We start from the raw sequence: 15,674 nt of genomic DNA on the forward strand, positions 1-15,674 counted from the left end.
TTATCCATATGATTGATTGGTTCAAACAATAAAAATTACTATTTGTCTAAATAGAACGAATCTACTATTAAAATGTAGAATTTCGCTCCGATACTATTATCGTAGAAAAAGAAAAAGTGAAGGGAGTGAATTTTTTAAAAATCGTGTCGAAAAAAATTAACAGGAGTGTACCCCATGTTACGCAAAATGATTTTAACGATATTTTTAGGCGGGATTTCCCTACTTTTTTATATGCCTCAATCGGAAGCAGCTGAGTCCCGTATAGACGGCAAGAATAGATTTGAAGTAGCTGTCAATGTTTCAAAAAATGGATGGTCTAGGTCAAATACGGTGATCGTAACAAATTACCTTGCATATGCTGATGCTTTATCCGCTTCACCTTTAGCATATAAAAAGGACGCACCCATATTATTAACGCAAAATAATCATATTACCCCGATTACGAAAAATGAGATCAACAGACTAAATGCGAAAGAAGCTGTAATCATCGGAGGAACAGGCAGTATTTCTAACCATGCAGAAAATGAGCTAAAATCAATGGGTCTTAGTGTTACAAGAATTGATGGAAAAGATCGCTTCGTAGTTGCTCAAAACATTGCAATGCAATTATCAAACAAAGGGAAGGCTGTGATTGCATACGGCTTAAACTTTCCTGATGCCTTAGCAATCGCTCCTTTTGCTGCAAGAAATGAATATCCGATTTTACTTTCTAGTAATGATTCACTTCCTAGTGCAACGAAGAATGCGTTAAAAGATAAGAACATTACGAGTACATACATTATCGGCGGAGAAGCAAGTGTAAGTAATTCTGTAAAAAACCAATTGCCCTCCCCAATCAGAATTGGCGGGGCAAACCGATTTGAAGTAGCAGAAAATGTAATACGCCAGCTTAACTTAACAACACAGACTGCCTTTTTATCATCTGGTTTGGATTTTGCAGATGCACTCACTGGATCGGTATTAGCAGCTAAAAAGAATGCTCCATTGTTGCTGACCATACCAGCAAGACTGCCAAATGAAACAAAAAGTATAATTCAAGACAAAACCATTAGAACTTTTACTATATTAGGAGGACCTGCTTCTGTAAACAACAACAGTACAGCTCTCTTAGGTAAAACGATTGTACTTGACCCAGGACACGGAGATCATGATGCAGGTGCAAGTGCAAATGGACTTAAGGAAAAAGATATTGTACTTGATGTAGGATTGCGTACTCGGTCAAAAATGATAAATGCAGGAGCAAAAATCATTATGACGAGAAGCGATGATACATTCTTGGCACTAACAGCGCGCTCTACAATAGCCAATAACTCCGGGGCGGATTCTTTTATCAGTATCCACTCAAATGCTGCTGAGAGTCCAGCTGCTCATGGTTCTGAAGTATATTATGATACTACTTTTAGTGGACCAGAAAGCAAAAGATTAGCTGAAGAAATTCAAAAAGAACTTGTGAAACGATTAGGTACGAGCGACCGTGGAGAAAAGGAAGCTAATTTCCATGTCATAGATAAAACAAGAATACCAAGCATCTTAGTGGAACTTGGATTCATAACAAACCCTTCTGATGCCTCAAAATTAGGCTCTCCGACGTATCGGCAAAAGAGCGCAGATGCTATCTATTACGGTACTGTGAACTTCTATACCAAATAATAAAAAGGATTTCGAGTCGTTTTCCCTCGAAATCCTTTTTTTCTTAGTGGCCAAACTTTTTTAGCACGTTGTTTACGATCTTTGTTAACTGTGTGTCAACCACCAAGCTTCCTCCAAACGTAATAGATCCCGTAGAAAATACTCCTCCACCACCAGGATGATCATAGTAAATCATGTCCGCCCCTTTGCCTATTGTATTTGTTCCCCGCGCTAACAAAACATAATTTTTAGGAGTATATTTATCAACCTGATCTGTTTCCCAGCCTGATGCACCGCCAGTTGAGCCATTCACTTTGTTCAATCCTATTTTTCCTATTAAATTCCCATTTCTAATACCTGTATTAGCAAAAATCCAGTGGGTGCTATTCATAACCTTATAAGGAGCTGGATCTGAGAAGCCGGTAGAGCGATATCCAACTCCTACTAAAGCGGTTTCAGGCATACCTATTTTATACAGATTGCCGCCTTTTTCAGAAGTGAACGAATGATAACCACCGTCTTTTTTCACTTCGATTTGATTCCCTTTTAACGCAACCTTCCAGTAGATACCGTTACCAGATAAATACAATACGTTTCCTCCGCGTTTTAGGAAGCCTTCCAACGCTCTATACATTGGTGTAGACCAATATTCACTATGCGTACTGATGATTAGTGTCTTATAAGAGTTTAATAATGAAGAATGTTGATGAAGATCAAATTCAGAGATCATGCTATACGGATGATTATTTCTTTCAAGCCATGAAAGAATATGACGCTCCCCATTCGCTAAATGTCCTTCATTACCAGTAGGAATAGCTTCTGGGTTAGGTCTGTTGGAACTTACAACTTCATTATAGTTTCTTGCACCATTCACATAGCTGTAACTATATAAACTCTTACCTCCCCAGCTATTGTAAGCTTCCCACGTATTAGTCGAAGCTAATACAGCAATGTCATCACCTACTGGATTCCTTTTTTTAATAACAAAGGTTATATGAAATTCACTAGTACCATCAGTTAATTTTGCTGAGTACATGCCAGTCGGCCAATCCGTGGGTACTTTATAAGCATAGCTTGTTTTCCAAAATGCACCCTCCCGGTAGGAATCTAGAAAATAATTCTGGGAGCTAGCATCTGTTACTTCAGTTTTTAAATACGTTTTTGCTTCTTTTCCATGTCTTATAAAGCTAAGAGAAAAACGATTATTCGGTGCATGCACCTTAAGCTGTATCGTTTCTCCTGGGAAGTAGCTAATTTTATTACTGTAGCCTTCTATATCATGATTGTTCTTTACAGGTCTTAAAAGAGAAGCAACTCCCTCCTGAACTGAAGCCACGCCTCCTAAGACTGTGAAACTTTGAATGTTTTTTTCTATTATTATCTCTCTCGTACTCTCTGGAAGTGTATCAGGCCTTGTTAACAACATGGGTACATCGTTTTTTGCCGCGAGAACAGAACCCGTTAATGCATCAGCAAACGTTAAACCCGTAGAGATGTAACTACGGTCAGAATTCATGTTTAGTGTACGAATAATATTAGCAGCCACTTCAAAACGATCTTTACCACCTATTCTTTGTCTACCTTGAAGTTGGTTATAGACTAAAGGACCTACACTTCCTTCACCCCCAACAACCAGAGTATTCTCTGCTTCTTTTAATCCCAGTTGGGTACTTTCAGGAATCTTATCTTCTAATGTAAGCAAGATGGGTATACCCTCTTTAGCAGCATATGGAGCAATTGTAAGTGCATCTGGAAATTTGTAACCATTAACAATAATTGCTTTGGTGCTGTTTCCTAGTCGTTTGGCAATATGAAATGATACTTCAAAACGGTCTTTACCTCCCACTCGCTCTACATTAGGAGCAAGCTTCTTTATCTCTCCTAGAACTTTATCAGAAACACTAGCAGTCCCCCCAACAATTATTACTTTTTCGGGATTAAGTCTTTCAATTTCATTTTTTGTTATAGCGGTTAATACATGGCTTTGCGTTAACAGAATAGGAGCATTTTCTTTAAAAGCAAGAGGTGAAGCAGATAGCGCATCTGCAAACGTATTATAGTTAGATACAATAACAGTATCTGCTCCTTCTTTCCATCCCTTTAAGGATACATTTACAGCTACTTCAAATCGGTCTTTTCCATCTAATCTTTCTACTGGTCCTGAAGCGATGGCGTAATTTTTAATTACAGCAAGTATGAATAAACTTATAAAAAAACACGTGCAAAAAAAGAGTTTTTTCATCAACATTCCTCTCTACCATGTTAATTAAGTTTTTTTATACACTTTTCTTTTCAAAAATTATATTCGACACTTTAAATTGGAATCCTTTGGAAAAAGCGTAAAAATGTAATTTATTAACATTTAAAGAATATTGTGAAAAAGGTACTCTAATACCATGAATTGATTAATATGTATTTGATATTTGAATTGACATTTATTAGATTTAAATCTAAATTATACATATAACAAACAAGGGTGGTCATATGGGCAGCTTTATCAAATTACTTGCAGAATTAGTCAATAATGTACACGATATAATAGAAGATTTATTCATGAATTTAGGTATAAACCTTACTGATAAAGATCTTCATTTTTGGATCATTGGTGTTATTGGTATAACTTTTTTTCTGTTTACACATCTGTTTTTCAAATGGCTTTCAAAATTCAGCATTACTGTCATCTCATTTTTATATACTTTTACGGTAATGCTCGTAATTGTATTCGCTATTGAAATTCAGCAGAAGATTACTGGCAGAGGAAGGATGGAATTTAGTGACGCTATAATAGGTCTGTATGGGTTTCTAGCTTTCTTTGCTGTGTTTCTTTTAATTAAAACGGTTATTTACTTTTTATTGAAACTAATAAACCGCCCAAAAAAGGAGCGTTCAGAACGTTCTTCAAGGGCTGATTACTAAAAAAACATTCGGGCATAAAATCCCGAATGTTTTTTTATATTAGTTGTTTTTGTTTTTGAAAATTAGGACGCCCAATGCAATGATAGACGAAGTTCGTACCCTCTACCTGTGCATCCGAATAGCTATTTCTTCCATCTACTAATACTGGCAGTTTCATGACTTTTTCTACTTCATTTAAGTTAATTTGTGTAAACTCTTTCCATTCAGTCAGTAAGCATACAGCATGACACCCTTCAGCAGTTTCTAAGGCATCTTCACAATAAACAATGATGTCATTGTAGTTTTTCATTTCATGCTGAAAATTTATTTGAGCTATTGGATCATACGCTCTTACGTTAGCACCAGCTTTAATAAGATCACCGATAATTTCTATTGCGGGAGCATCACGAATGTCATCAGTGTTTGGTTTAAATGCCAATCCCCAAATACCAATTGTCTTGCCTTTTAGGTTTCCAAGTGAATGTTCTAATTTCTCAATAACATTTAATCTTTGTTTCTTGTTTACCTCAACGACTGCTTTTAACAATTTAAAGTCATATTCTGCATTCCCTGCAATTTGAATTAAAGCATCCGTATCTTTCGGGAAACAAGAACCCCCATAACCAATCCCTGCATTTAAGAAGGCTTGTCCAATTCGCTTATCATAACCCATACCTTCAGCAACTTTAACAACATCAGCGCCTACTTTATCACATATATTAGCGATTTCATTGATAAACGAAATTTTAGTCGCTAAGAATGCGTTTGATGCATATTTTATCATTTCAGCACTTCTAATATCCGTAGTAATAATATTTTTTGTAAGCGGCTCATGTAATTTAGCAATCATTTCAGCAGCTTTTTGTTTTTTTGCTCCAATAATGATTCGGTCAGGATTAAAAGTGTCCAGAACGGCTGATCCTTCTCTCAAAAATTCTGGAACTGAGACTACGTCAAACTCTGTATCTGTTCCGGCTGAAAGAATCTCAGCAATTCGTTCATTTGTACCTACAGGAACAGTACTCTTAGTCATAATTATCTTATAGCCATTAATCGAACTTGCAATATCGCGTGCTACTTGTTCAATAAAAGCAAGATTTGCTTCTCCGCTTGGAAGTGGTGGAGTACCTACCGCAATAATAATCACTTCTGCATTCTTAATTCCGTTTGGAATATCTGTGCTAAAAGATAATCGATTTAAATTAACATTCTTTTCGATTAACTCTTTTAAACCGGGTTCATAAATAGGAACTTCCCCATTATTTAGCATATCTATTTTGTTTTGAGCTTTATCCAAACATATGACTTCATTTCCTAGATCTGAAAAACACACACCTGACACTAAACCAACATAACCTGTCCCAATTACAGTGATTTTCATTAGTATCTCCTTTCTAGTCTTCTTTTACATTCTGGTAAGGATTACCATTAACATCCCAACCTTTATTACTAATAATTCTTGCCGGAATTCCAGCTACTACTGAATTATCTGGAACATCTTTTGTAACCACTGCATTTGCACCAATCATTACATTATTTCCAATTTTTATTTTACCGATAATTTTAGCTCCTGGTGCTATATATACATAGTTACCTATTTCAGGAACACCTTTTTTTTCTTTTCTACCAGCAATTCCAATTGTTACTCCTTGTCCGATGTTACAATGCATTCCTATTTTTGCTTTTTGATGTACAACAATAAGTCCGTAATGTGGTAAATAAAGACCTTGATTAATTTTAGTACCTAAAGGTATTTGAATTCCAATAATTATGGATAAAATTTTGTGGATTACCCAAAACAATATATATAAGATTTGTTTTATTACTGGTATTCTAAATTCATTTTTAAAAAAGCTCCCAATTCTAAAAAATACAAGATACCAGAATGTTTCACTTATCATAATCATTTTCATTTTTTTTATTAAAGTATCACAATTACCAACCGTATAATATCTTTCAAGGTCCTTAGACAAATGCATTTTCATCTACCCCATTTTTTGTAACTTATTTAATGAAGATATATAAATTGCAGGCTGTTCAGCCTGTCTTTTAACTTCAGGAATTGTTTCTAAAAGATTCCGCTTAACAATTTCCTTAGTTTTCCAACAGTTTTCTATTTTAATTTTCAAATTCTCAGGAGTAATTTCATTAATATCTATTACAAAATCGTTTAAATTTAAAGATTCCATAATACCCCTTGTTTTATGTTCATAATTAATAGCAACCGTTGGAACAAAGTTTGATAAGCTAAAAATATTTGAATGCATTCTTGTACCCACAAACATATCCATTTTAGAATATAGATATTTTAATTCTCTTGGCTTAAAATCATAGTCCAACAACTCTGCATTTTTTATAGTAGGATGATTTAATATTTCACGGCTAATAATTCGGTCATCATTAAAAGGGTTGGGTCCTAAAACTTGAGGCATTAACAAAACTTTTCCATCTAATTCTTTTTCTATATACTCTATACCCCTTCGAATACTTTCAATGTATTTATTTCGGTAAAAGGTTTTATCCTCTACTTCTGGAAAATTCCAATCGCGTACTGTAAAACCGAATAAAGGTCCCGTATGTTGATTTTTAACTTCATCAATTACTTTATCTGCCAATTCACTTTCTTCCATCTCCATACAAAAAGCAGAGTCAGGAACTAATGTGACAGATTCATTATTTAAACTAATTTTTTCTAGCCATTGATACGTTATCTTTTCACGAATAAAGATTTTACTAACGTGATCTAGTACCTTTTTCGCTAAAATTTTCATGTATTTATTATAAAATGGACCTATGGATTGAGAATAAATAACTAAAGGTTTTTTAAAATCTATGGCAATTTTTAATTGAACTAAATGCTGAAGCAAAGCAGCACTAAATCCATGCGATAGAAGAAAGCCTCCTCCACAGCTCACAACCACATCAGCCCATTCATAATCTTTTGTTATGTTACTACTCTTACTTTTAGTCTTTAATATTTTTATAAGTTTTATTGCAGATAGTAACTTTGACCATTTTGATGTCTTTGGATCAATAGATATATTATATACACAGGATCCTACCGGTACATCATATGCTAATTGATCTACTTCAGGGAAACGGCTAAGAATTTTAATATTACAATCAGGATTATACTTTTTTATTGAATCAATCATAGACAATAAAATCCCCGCATCACCCTTGTTTCTTGATGAATGTGCATTTACAATTAGAATGTTTTTCATAATTATCGTTCCTTTACGAACTTTCTTTTAATTGAATTAATATTATCTAAGACAATTTTTATCTTTAAAATATACATGAAAAATAAAAAAGATATACATTGAATCAAGAATAATCCAACTAATAAAGTTATTTGAGTAATTATAGAAGAATTTTTTACATCCTCTATCGTTTCATTACAAAACCATAATATAATTCCTGAACACAAAATAGAGATAATAATCTTAAATGAACTTTCAAAAAAAGCTTTCGACCAAATCCCTTTAGTAACTTGGTTAACACTGAAAGAAATCATAGTAGCATTAATAATTAATCCTAAAGAAGAGGATAATCCTAAACCTGGAATTCCCATTATACGAACAAAAACAACACTCATTATCATTGTAATTATTAATGATATTATCATTAGTTTAGTAGGAGTTTTTGTGTCTCCTGCAGCAAAAAAATTTCTTGATAGAATTTCACGATATCCCATAAAAACTAAACCTATTGAGTAATATAAAAAAACATTGCTCGTTACTAAAGTCGCTTGTTGATCAAACGCTCCACGTTCAAATAAAACTCGTATTATTTCAGTGTGAAAAATAATAAAAAAAACAGATAAAGGACCTATTAATACTAAAATACTTAACAAACTATTTTGCGTTAGTTCTACAAGTTCTTTTGTTTTATTTTTAATACGAGAGAGTTTCGGAAAAGTAACTGTAATTACTGCAGTAATAAAAATTCCTGCTATCAAAGTCTTTAACCGATATGAATACATCAATGCTGCAATACTACCCTCAGATTGAGTAGATGCTAGGGCACGGTCAACAATTGCATTTAATTGGCTAAATGCTGTACTTAACAAAATGGGTAAAAGTAAAATCGAAAAATCTTTAATCCTTTTATCCAAAATAAAACTTGATGTTTGGAATGTGTAATCATATTTCATAATAGTAAATACTAAAATTATTAACTGAATAATAAACGCTACAAGGGTTACAAATGCAAGTCCCGAAACACCAAATATATCTACAAAAAAAGTTAAATAAATTAAAATTACTATGTTATTTGGTAAGATACTTATTGCTGGAATAAAAAAACTATCAAAACTATTTAACATTACTGTATACATTTGTATAGCTAAAACAATAAAAGTTAATGGAAATAAAATTTGGAGTAAGTATATTGATAATTTTTCTGTTTCATAAGTTAATCCTGGTGCTATAAGCGCGATTGCTTCTTCGCTAAAAACAAGTACAACTCCATATAATATAAATGAAGTTATTAAAGAAATTAATAAAATTTTATTTGCAAAATGATAGGCTTCCTCTTTTTTCTTTAAATACTTAATGAATAATGGTAAAAAAACACTACTCAATGATAATGAGAAGGTAATCGCAAGTGTTGAAGGCGTTAGAGCTAAATAATAAGCATCTGATTCATGGGAAGTTCCAAAATGATAAGCAACGAAAGTTTCACGTAAAAAACCTAATATCTTGCTAAATGTAGCAACAACAAAAACAATGGCTCCTGCTTTAAATAAGTTAACTCCCATATTACCTCTTTAATTGATCCTGTAATTTACCTAGATAATCATCAATATCATTTATTAGTTTTGAATTGTCAAAATGATACGTCGAGAATTTTTCTTTCTCAATGTTTGTAATGATTTCTTCCAGGTTTTCTATGTCATGAACTACTGAGATTAAATTCTTTTTTTCAAAAACTTCCGCGATCTCTAATTGATGATTATCTACATGCTCCTCATATTTCATCAATCTGGGAACTACAACCACTTTTTTATCCATTGCTAATGACTTAATAATTGAACTAGTTCCGGCATGTGAAAGGACAAATCGGCTGTTAGCAATCCATTCGTCCATTTTTTCTGCGCTGACTAAACCAACTGTCTTAAAGTGAATTGGTTTATAGTTTGTAAAACCAGCCTGAGCTATTATCTCGTCTTTAATAATTCCTTTTTCAACAAGACGATCCAGTTCTTTAAATAATCTATCGAACTGAAATTTTTGAGTACCTACAGTAACAAATATCAATAGATCGCCCCCTTGTAGGTTGCTTTTGGGTAGATTTCGTTCATTTCTTCCCACTGGACGTAAAACCGATCTGCAAACTTATAGATTATTCTTCCTGTAATCGTTGGGCTTGTAATTTTTGCAAAGCTTTCTAGGAACACTACTTTTTTGCCAAACAAAGCACCTAATACACAAAGCGGGAGAACAGCACCTGCTCCAGTTGATATGATAACATCAGGTTTCTGTTTAAGCAGAATCCAAACCGATTTAAAAAGGTTAATCGTAAAGTTTTTTACAAAAGAGATATTCTTTCGTTCTTGTTGCTTTAAAAACATAGTAGGGTGATTTTTTTGTAAAGAAAGACTTGTCTCGTTTTTTTCTGTTACAAGAAAATAATTATATTTACTAGAAACAAGCGGCAAAAGCTGTTTGAGCTGTGCTAAATGCCCACCGGATGAACTAATCAAACAAACTTTTAGTTTTCTATCATTATCCAATTTGTTCACCTAATTCTGTTTTTGTTATTAACTCTTCATAAAGAAGATCCAAATCCTTTAAGATGATTGTTAAATCAAACTCTTCTTTCACTTTCAACTGATTTATTTCACCCATGCTTCTTAACAAGGATGGATTATTTGCCAAGGTTACAAATTTCTCAGCCAGTCCCTTAACATCGCCTGGATCTACCAAGTAACCATTCACACCTTCTTTTATAACTTCCGGAATACCTCCAACAGGTGTACTAATGACTGCCATTCCATAATCCATTGCCTCTAAAATTGCCATTGGCAACCCCTCATTATATGAAGGAAGAACCAGTACATCTGATTTTTGCAAAAGATCTGTCTTTTGAGATCCATTTATCCAGCCTAAGATCTCAACATAACCTTCAAGCTTTTCCTTTTTTACAATGTCTTTTATTTCATCAATCTCGCCGTCACCTGCAAGCCAGAATTTAAATGGAACTTCTTTTTCTTTTAATATTTTTATTGCATCTAGTAAATCATACGTACCTTTTCTCTTTCCTAATCTCCCTAAGAAAAGAACTATAAAGGGATCGTTATTCCGATCATCAGTCAAGTGTTGAACAGTGTGAACTCCGTTATAGAGCACTAATATTCTTTCTGAATCAACAATATTTGCAAAATATTTTTTCCACTCTTCGGATAAAACAATAAGCCTGTCTATTTTGTTAAGGATGAAATGGCAATATTTCTTCCTTCCTGTTGAGAGTGAAGAATAAAAATCCTTAAAACTTGATCCATGAACATGTACTACCGTTGGAATTCCGAAAACAACTTTACCTAACAAGACAAATAAAGACTTTCTATAAAAGCTGCCTTTGTAAGACATGTGTATATGAATAATATCTGGCTGAAAAGTGATAAGCCCAAAAAGGAAGTGGATGAATCCTTTTAGAAAATAAAACAATCGTTTAAGAGTGCTTCCTGTAATGTAAGTCTCTACATGCCTCATTTCATATTTATCAGCAATGAACGAATGATTAATATTCTTCATAACAGTAACAATTCCACCTTTATCCTCTAACGAAGAACCAATCACCATTACTTTCTTTTTCATGTTGCTCACCTCTTTTTCTTCTTTTTTAAGAGTCAATGCAAATGCACTCCCAAGTATTGCAAAAATCAATACATATTGAGGAGAACTATTAAAAACCTGTTCTCCAGAAGATTCAATTAAGCTTTGAATGAGCACAAGCAGGGAAAATAACAAATATCCCTTTTTAAAATTATTCTTGCTTAATTGATACGATTTAAATATCTTCAACCCAATCCATACAAAAATAATTAGCCATATTAACGCACCAATAATTCCTATTTCACCCATAATGAAAGGCCAATAAGTATCTGTTGCCCATTTTGGGTCAACTGGATAAAGGCCATAAATTCGGTCTAAATGATACTCATGGTATAGAGGACTATAGTTCTCTCTTGCAACCCAGCCGCCATATCTTCCAAAACCAGCTCCAAATGGAAAGAAATCCAGCGCAATAATAAACCCAAATATATACAGAGCTTTTCTTGCTGATTCCGTGTAAGGTGTTTCAATATACCTTTGAATTGTTAATATTGTTAGTTGATAGATTTCTTCTCCTCCGAGTATCCCTACAATTAGTAAAATAACGGCTGAAATAAGTAAAAGCTTTTTATTTTGATAACTCGTTTTTAATATTTTCAAGGCGATAATTAGTCCATTAAAGAAAATACTTAAAAGCACTTTAAAACGTAAGGATAAAAAGGCTGTTATCATAAAGAGAATAGCTGAAATCCCTTTTCTTTTTGAAGGAGAAACTGTAAAAAAAGCAAGGAAATAGAATGATATCATTGCCATGAACCATCCATATTGTCCTGGATGAATAAATAGAGATTGTATGCTTATGAGACCTGACCGATAATCAAATTTACCATTTGTATGGATTAGAGTCCTGAAATCTTTGTGCAAAAAGAGATCTACTAAAGCAAAAATCAAAACAATAACTCCAATGCCTATTAAACCTTTTATATATCTCGATAAATCATGAAGCGAAAAAGGAATATGCTGAAAGATTGCAAAAACTACAAACCCTTTAAACATTAAGAAAGCTCCTTCAGCCATGATAGGTAGAGGGACTTTATGAATAATACTTGATACTAGACCAATAATAAAAACTGCTAATAAATAATAATAAATCCTTTCAATTCGGAAGTTTCGTTCTTTCCAACGATGATAAAGTACAACTGAAAAACCAAATAAAACAAAAAACTCGTCAAGATTATTCATTCCTTTTTCTAAAAGAGAAAAGAACTGGACGTTTTTTACTATAGTATCTTGAAATAGCAACAAAATAAAAAAAGTTGGCAACAGTTTTTTAAATTGGCCCCATTCATTAAATTTAGCAAAGAGATAAATATATAAAAATAACGTTGCTGTTAGTAATGTAAAAATAGTACCCAGAAAAAATGTCCCCAAAATAAGGGACAAAAAGAAAATTGAGAAATATATTTTTTTATTTGAGAAAAACTTTATCATTATTCGCCCAATCCTCTCAAGAATTAAAAAGCATCTTTTGAGCCAAACAAAACAAAAAATGTCTTAAACAAAATTTTAATATCCATTCGAATAGAACGGTGCTTAATATATTGAAGATCTAGCTCTACCATTTGATCAAAACTTAGATTACTTCTGCCACTGATCTGCCATAATCCCGTACAGCCTGGTGTAACTAATAACCTTTGGAGCTCATAAGAACCATATTGGTCTACTTCTCTCGGTAGAGGGGGACGTGGTCCAACAAGACTCATATCTCCACAAAGTACATTATATAGCTGCGGCAACTCATCAATGCTTGTTTTTCGTATAAACTTACCAAATTTTGTTACACGAGGGTCATCCTTCATTTTAAACATGGCCCCTGAGACTTCATTGTGATCTAATAGATGGTCAAGAAGTTCTTCTGCGTTACTCACCATGGATCTAAATTTATACATGTAAAATTGTTTTCCGTTCTTACCTACTCTAAGTTGTTTAAAGATAATTTTTCCCTTTGGTTCTTCCCATTTAATAATTGCTGCAACAATTATTAACAAAGGACTTGCTATTAAAATCGCTAACAAACTCACAAAAATATCTATTAATCTCTTGAAACCACTGTAAATCACATTATTTTCAAGTTGCATTTCTTGTGAAGCTTTTGAAACTTGTAATGAAGAAGGAATCAATGGTATACCTCCCTTAAACTGTTGCCTTCTTGTTTTTAATAATGAATTCTAAATACGTCAATAAATCATGTTTAATTGAATTGTTTTGCAGAGCAAATTCTAGAGTTGTTACTATGAATCCTAATTTTTCACCCACGTCAAATCGGTTTCCTTCAAATTCATAAGCATATATGTTTTCAAGTTTATTAACCAATTGTAGTGCGTCTGTTAACTGTATTTCTCCACCAGCACCAATGTATTGCTTTTCAAGATGCGTAAATATTTCAGGGGTAAGAATATACCTGCCTATAATAGCCAGGTTAGAAGGTGCATCCTCTTTAGCAGGCTTTTCTACCAGATTTTCTACGCTGTATAATCTTCCATTATTACTTCCTGGATGTATGATACCATATCTAGATACTTCATTCTCTGGCACTGTTTGTACACCTATTACAGATGATCCTGTTTTTTCATATTGATCCATCAATTGTTTTAAACAAGGCTGCTGAGATTGAATAATATCATCACCTAATAATACGGCAAATGGCTCATTCCCTATAAATTTTCTTGCACACCAAACTGCATGCCCCAATCCTTTTGGCTCTTTCTGGCGAATATAATGTATATCAATCATTTTAGATAAGTGCTGAACTTCCTCTAATAACTCTAACTTACCTTTTTCAAATAGGTTTTGTTCGAGCTCGATAGCATAATTAAAGTGATCTTCAATAGATCCCTTTACCAGTAACAATCAATATATCTTCAATACCTGAAGCAATAGCTTCCTCTACTATGTATTGTATGGTTGGTTTATCAACTATTGGAAGCATTTCCTTAGGCATCGCCTTCGTTGCTGGCAGAAAACGTGTACCCAGTCCAGCGGCAGGAATAATTGCTTTTTTTACCTTCAATCTAATCCCCCATTTTTAGTACATCAACATATATTAATATAACAAAAACATTACAAAAATGACCAATGAATGTAATAATAACACATTTTTTTACAAAAACACACAACTTATTTGTCAAATATTAAGCTTTTTTCTTGTATTAAGCCGAATTTTGCTAGTTTTTTTCCAAATGCAATTTTTAGTTTATCACAAACTATTGACATCTTGTAGTTGAAATGCCATTTTGACATAAATTTGCCAATATACAAGTAATTGATTGATAGAATACAAAAGTAACATTGAAGAGGAATTATGAAAAAGCTATAATGAAGAGCGAAGAAATTTAATTTGGAAAGAGGAAAAAAATGAGCACATCCAGAGCTAATAATAGAAAAAAAAAGCGTCATAAAGTACTACTGATACTAATGTCAGTTGTTTTTGTTCTATTGATTGCTTCACTTGCTTTTGGTTATAACCTATACAGCCAGATTAAGAGTACGGCAGGTGAAATGCATGAGGAAAATGGTTGGAAAGGTAAAGGGAACCAAAAGGAAAAAATCGCTAGTAAAAAACCAATATCAATCTTATTAATGGGTGTAGATGAAAGGGAAAACGATAAAGGGAGATCTGACAGCTTAGTAGTGATTACCCTTAACCCTAATAAGCAATCTATGTTCATGTTTAATATTCCGCGGGATACAAGAACTCTGATGGTCGGTAAAGGTACACAGGATAAAATCAATCATTCCTATGCTTTCGGCGGTTCAAAAATGACTGTAGAAACGGTTGAAAATTTTCTTGATGTTCCATTGGATTACTACATTAAAGTAAATATGGAAGCTTTAAGTGAAATTGTGGATGCAGTCGGAGGAATAACTGTAAATAATAAAAACGACTGGTACGATGATAGATATTATAAAAAAGGATACCACTATAAAAAAGGAGAAATTACACTTAACGGACCTCAATCACTTGGCTATGTAAGGATGAGATATCAAGATAAACGAGGAGATTTTGGCAGACAAGAAAGACAAAGACAAGTTATAAATGCAATAATTGATAAAGGTGCACGTGCTTCTTCACTAACAAAATTTAATGACGTTTTAAATGTTTTAGGGAAACATGTAAAAACGAACATGACATTTAGTGAAATGAAAGATATTCAAAAGAACTATAGTGGGGCTAGAAAAACATCTAATTCCTTTGAAATAAAAGGATCTGGACAAAAAATTAATGGAATCTATTTCTATGTAGTACCTCCTGAAGAAAAGGCTAGAATAACTACAACATTAAAAGAACATTTAGATTTGTAAAATGATTTA

Annotated in this window: 12 protein-coding genes and 1 pseudogene; 3 read left to right on the forward strand and 10 right to left on the reverse strand. The window is 33.2% G+C overall.

Going from position 1 to position 15,674, the window contains the following annotated elements; translation table 11 throughout:
• Nucleotides 1-174: 174 nt before the first annotated feature.
• Nucleotides 175-1,650: a cell wall-binding repeat-containing protein gene (locus tag KUV80_RS10510; protein WP_246625156.1), complete on the forward strand. Its 1,476-nt coding sequence runs from the start codon at nt 175-177 to the stop codon at nt 1,648-1,650.
• 43 nt (nt 1,651-1,693) lie between these two features.
• Here the strand turns inward: KUV80_RS10510 and KUV80_RS10515 are convergent, their stop codons facing one another.
• The gene (locus KUV80_RS10515; protein ID WP_222462665.1) at nt 1,694-3,871 is read right to left on the reverse strand and encodes a N,N-dimethylformamidase beta subunit family domain-containing protein; all 2,178 of its coding nucleotides are present in this window, start codon (nt 3,869-3,871) and stop codon (nt 1,694-1,696) included.
• 242 nt (nt 3,872-4,113) lie between these two features.
• Here KUV80_RS10515 and KUV80_RS10520 point away from each other — a divergent pair, with 242 nt between their 5' ends.
• Nucleotides 4,114-4,545, forward strand: a complete 432-nt coding sequence (locus KUV80_RS10520) for a hypothetical protein (protein ID WP_222462666.1) — start codon at nt 4,114-4,116, stop codon at nt 4,543-4,545.
• 34 nt (nt 4,546-4,579) lie between these two features.
• Here the strand turns inward: KUV80_RS10520 and KUV80_RS10525 are convergent, their stop codons facing one another.
• From KUV80_RS10525 to galU, 9 genes and pseudogenes are all read right to left on the reverse strand, one after another.
• Nucleotides 4,580-5,905 (reverse strand): UDP-glucose dehydrogenase family protein, encoded by a 1,326-nt coding sequence (locus tag KUV80_RS10525; RefSeq protein ID WP_222462667.1) that lies wholly within the window; start codon nt 5,903-5,905, stop codon nt 4,580-4,582.
• Between the two features lie 13 nt (nt 5,906-5,918).
• Entirely contained in the window at nt 5,919-6,503 is a 585-nt protein-coding gene (locus KUV80_RS10530) for a serine acetyltransferase (RefSeq protein ID WP_246625157.1), read from the reverse strand.
• A 6-nt stretch (nt 6,504-6,509) separates the two neighbouring features.
• The gene (locus tag KUV80_RS10535; RefSeq protein ID WP_222462668.1) at nt 6,510-7,748 is read right to left on the reverse strand and encodes a polysaccharide pyruvyl transferase family protein; all 1,239 of its coding nucleotides are present in this window, start codon (nt 7,746-7,748) and stop codon (nt 6,510-6,512) included.
• Nucleotides 7,749-7,750: 2 nt separating this feature from the next.
• Nucleotides 7,751-9,286, reverse strand: a complete 1,536-nt coding sequence (gene murJ / locus KUV80_RS10540) for a murein biosynthesis integral membrane protein MurJ (protein ID WP_222462669.1) — start codon at nt 9,284-9,286, stop codon at nt 7,751-7,753.
• A 1-nt stretch (nt 9,287) separates the two neighbouring features.
• Nucleotides 9,288-9,785 carry a PssE/Cps14G family polysaccharide biosynthesis glycosyltransferase gene (pssE, locus tag KUV80_RS10545; protein WP_222462670.1) on the reverse strand — a complete coding sequence of 166 codons (498 nt, stop codon included), beginning with the start codon at nt 9,783-9,785 and terminating at the stop codon, nt 9,288-9,290.
• Nucleotides 9,782-10,261, reverse strand: coding sequence for a PssD/Cps14F family polysaccharide biosynthesis glycosyltransferase (gene pssD, locus KUV80_RS10550; protein WP_222462671.1), 480 nt, complete (start codon nt 10,259-10,261; stop codon nt 9,782-9,784). Before pssD ends, pssE begins: the two co-directional genes overlap by 4 nt.
• Entirely contained in the window at nt 10,254-12,545 is a 2,292-nt protein-coding gene (locus tag KUV80_RS18610; protein ID WP_246625158.1) for a glycosyltransferase, read from the reverse strand. The genes pssD and KUV80_RS18610 overlap by 8 nt, the downstream gene beginning before the upstream one ends.
• Before the next feature lie 272 nt (nt 12,546-12,817).
• Nucleotides 12,818-13,441, reverse strand: coding sequence for a sugar transferase (locus tag KUV80_RS10560; RefSeq protein ID WP_222463143.1), 624 nt, complete (start codon nt 13,439-13,441; stop codon nt 12,818-12,820).
• Between the two features lie 55 nt (nt 13,442-13,496).
• A pseudogene (gene galU, locus KUV80_RS10565) lies at nt 13,497-14,373 on the reverse strand (UTP--glucose-1-phosphate uridylyltransferase GalU).
• Nucleotides 14,374-14,717: 344 nt separating this feature from the next.
• Here galU and KUV80_RS10570 point away from each other — a divergent pair.
• Complete coding sequence (locus tag KUV80_RS10570) at nt 14,718-15,665, forward strand: LCP family protein (RefSeq protein WP_222462672.1); 948 nt, start codon at nt 14,718-14,720, stop codon at nt 15,663-15,665.
• Nucleotides 15,666-15,674 lie beyond the last annotated feature (9 nt).

The sequence above is a fragment of the Fictibacillus nanhaiensis genome, from assembly GCF_019801215.1.
GTDB lineage: Bacteria > Bacillota > Bacilli > Bacillales > Fictibacillaceae > Fictibacillus > Fictibacillus nanhaiensis_C.

Bases quoted from the DNA above. Each gene is read 5' to 3' on its own strand.
- KUV80_RS10510 (WP_246625156.1), top strand. From the start codon at position 175: ATGTTACGCAAAATGATTTTAACGATATTTTTAGGCGGGATTTCCCTA.
- KUV80_RS10515 (WP_222462665.1), bottom strand. From the start codon at position 3,871: ATGAAAAAACTCTTTTTTTGCACGTGTTTTTTTATAAGTTTATTCATA.
- KUV80_RS10520 (WP_222462666.1), top strand. From the start codon at position 4,114: ATGGGCAGCTTTATCAAATTACTTGCAGAATTAGTCAATAATGTACAC.
- KUV80_RS10525 (WP_222462667.1), bottom strand. From the start codon at position 5,905: ATGAAAATCACTGTAATTGGGACAGGTTATGTTGGTTTAGTGTCAGGT.
- KUV80_RS10530 (WP_246625157.1), bottom strand. From the start codon at position 6,503: ATGCATTTGTCTAAGGACCTTGAAAGATATTATACGGTTGGTAATTGT.
- KUV80_RS10535 (WP_222462668.1), bottom strand. From the start codon at position 7,748: ATGAAAAACATTCTAATTGTAAATGCACATTCATCAAGAAACAAGGGT.
- murJ (WP_222462669.1), bottom strand. From the start codon at position 9,286: ATGGGAGTTAACTTATTTAAAGCAGGAGCCATTGTTTTTGTTGTTGCT.
- KUV80_RS18610 (WP_246625158.1), bottom strand. From the start codon at position 12,545: ATGAATAATCTTGACGAGTTTTTTGTTTTATTTGGTTTTTCAGTTGTA.
- KUV80_RS10560 (WP_222463143.1), bottom strand. From the start codon at position 13,441: ATGCAACTTGAAAATAATGTGATTTACAGTGGTTTCAAGAGATTAATA.
- KUV80_RS10570 (WP_222462672.1), top strand. From the start codon at position 14,718: ATGAGCACATCCAGAGCTAATAATAGAAAAAAAAAGCGTCATAAAGTA.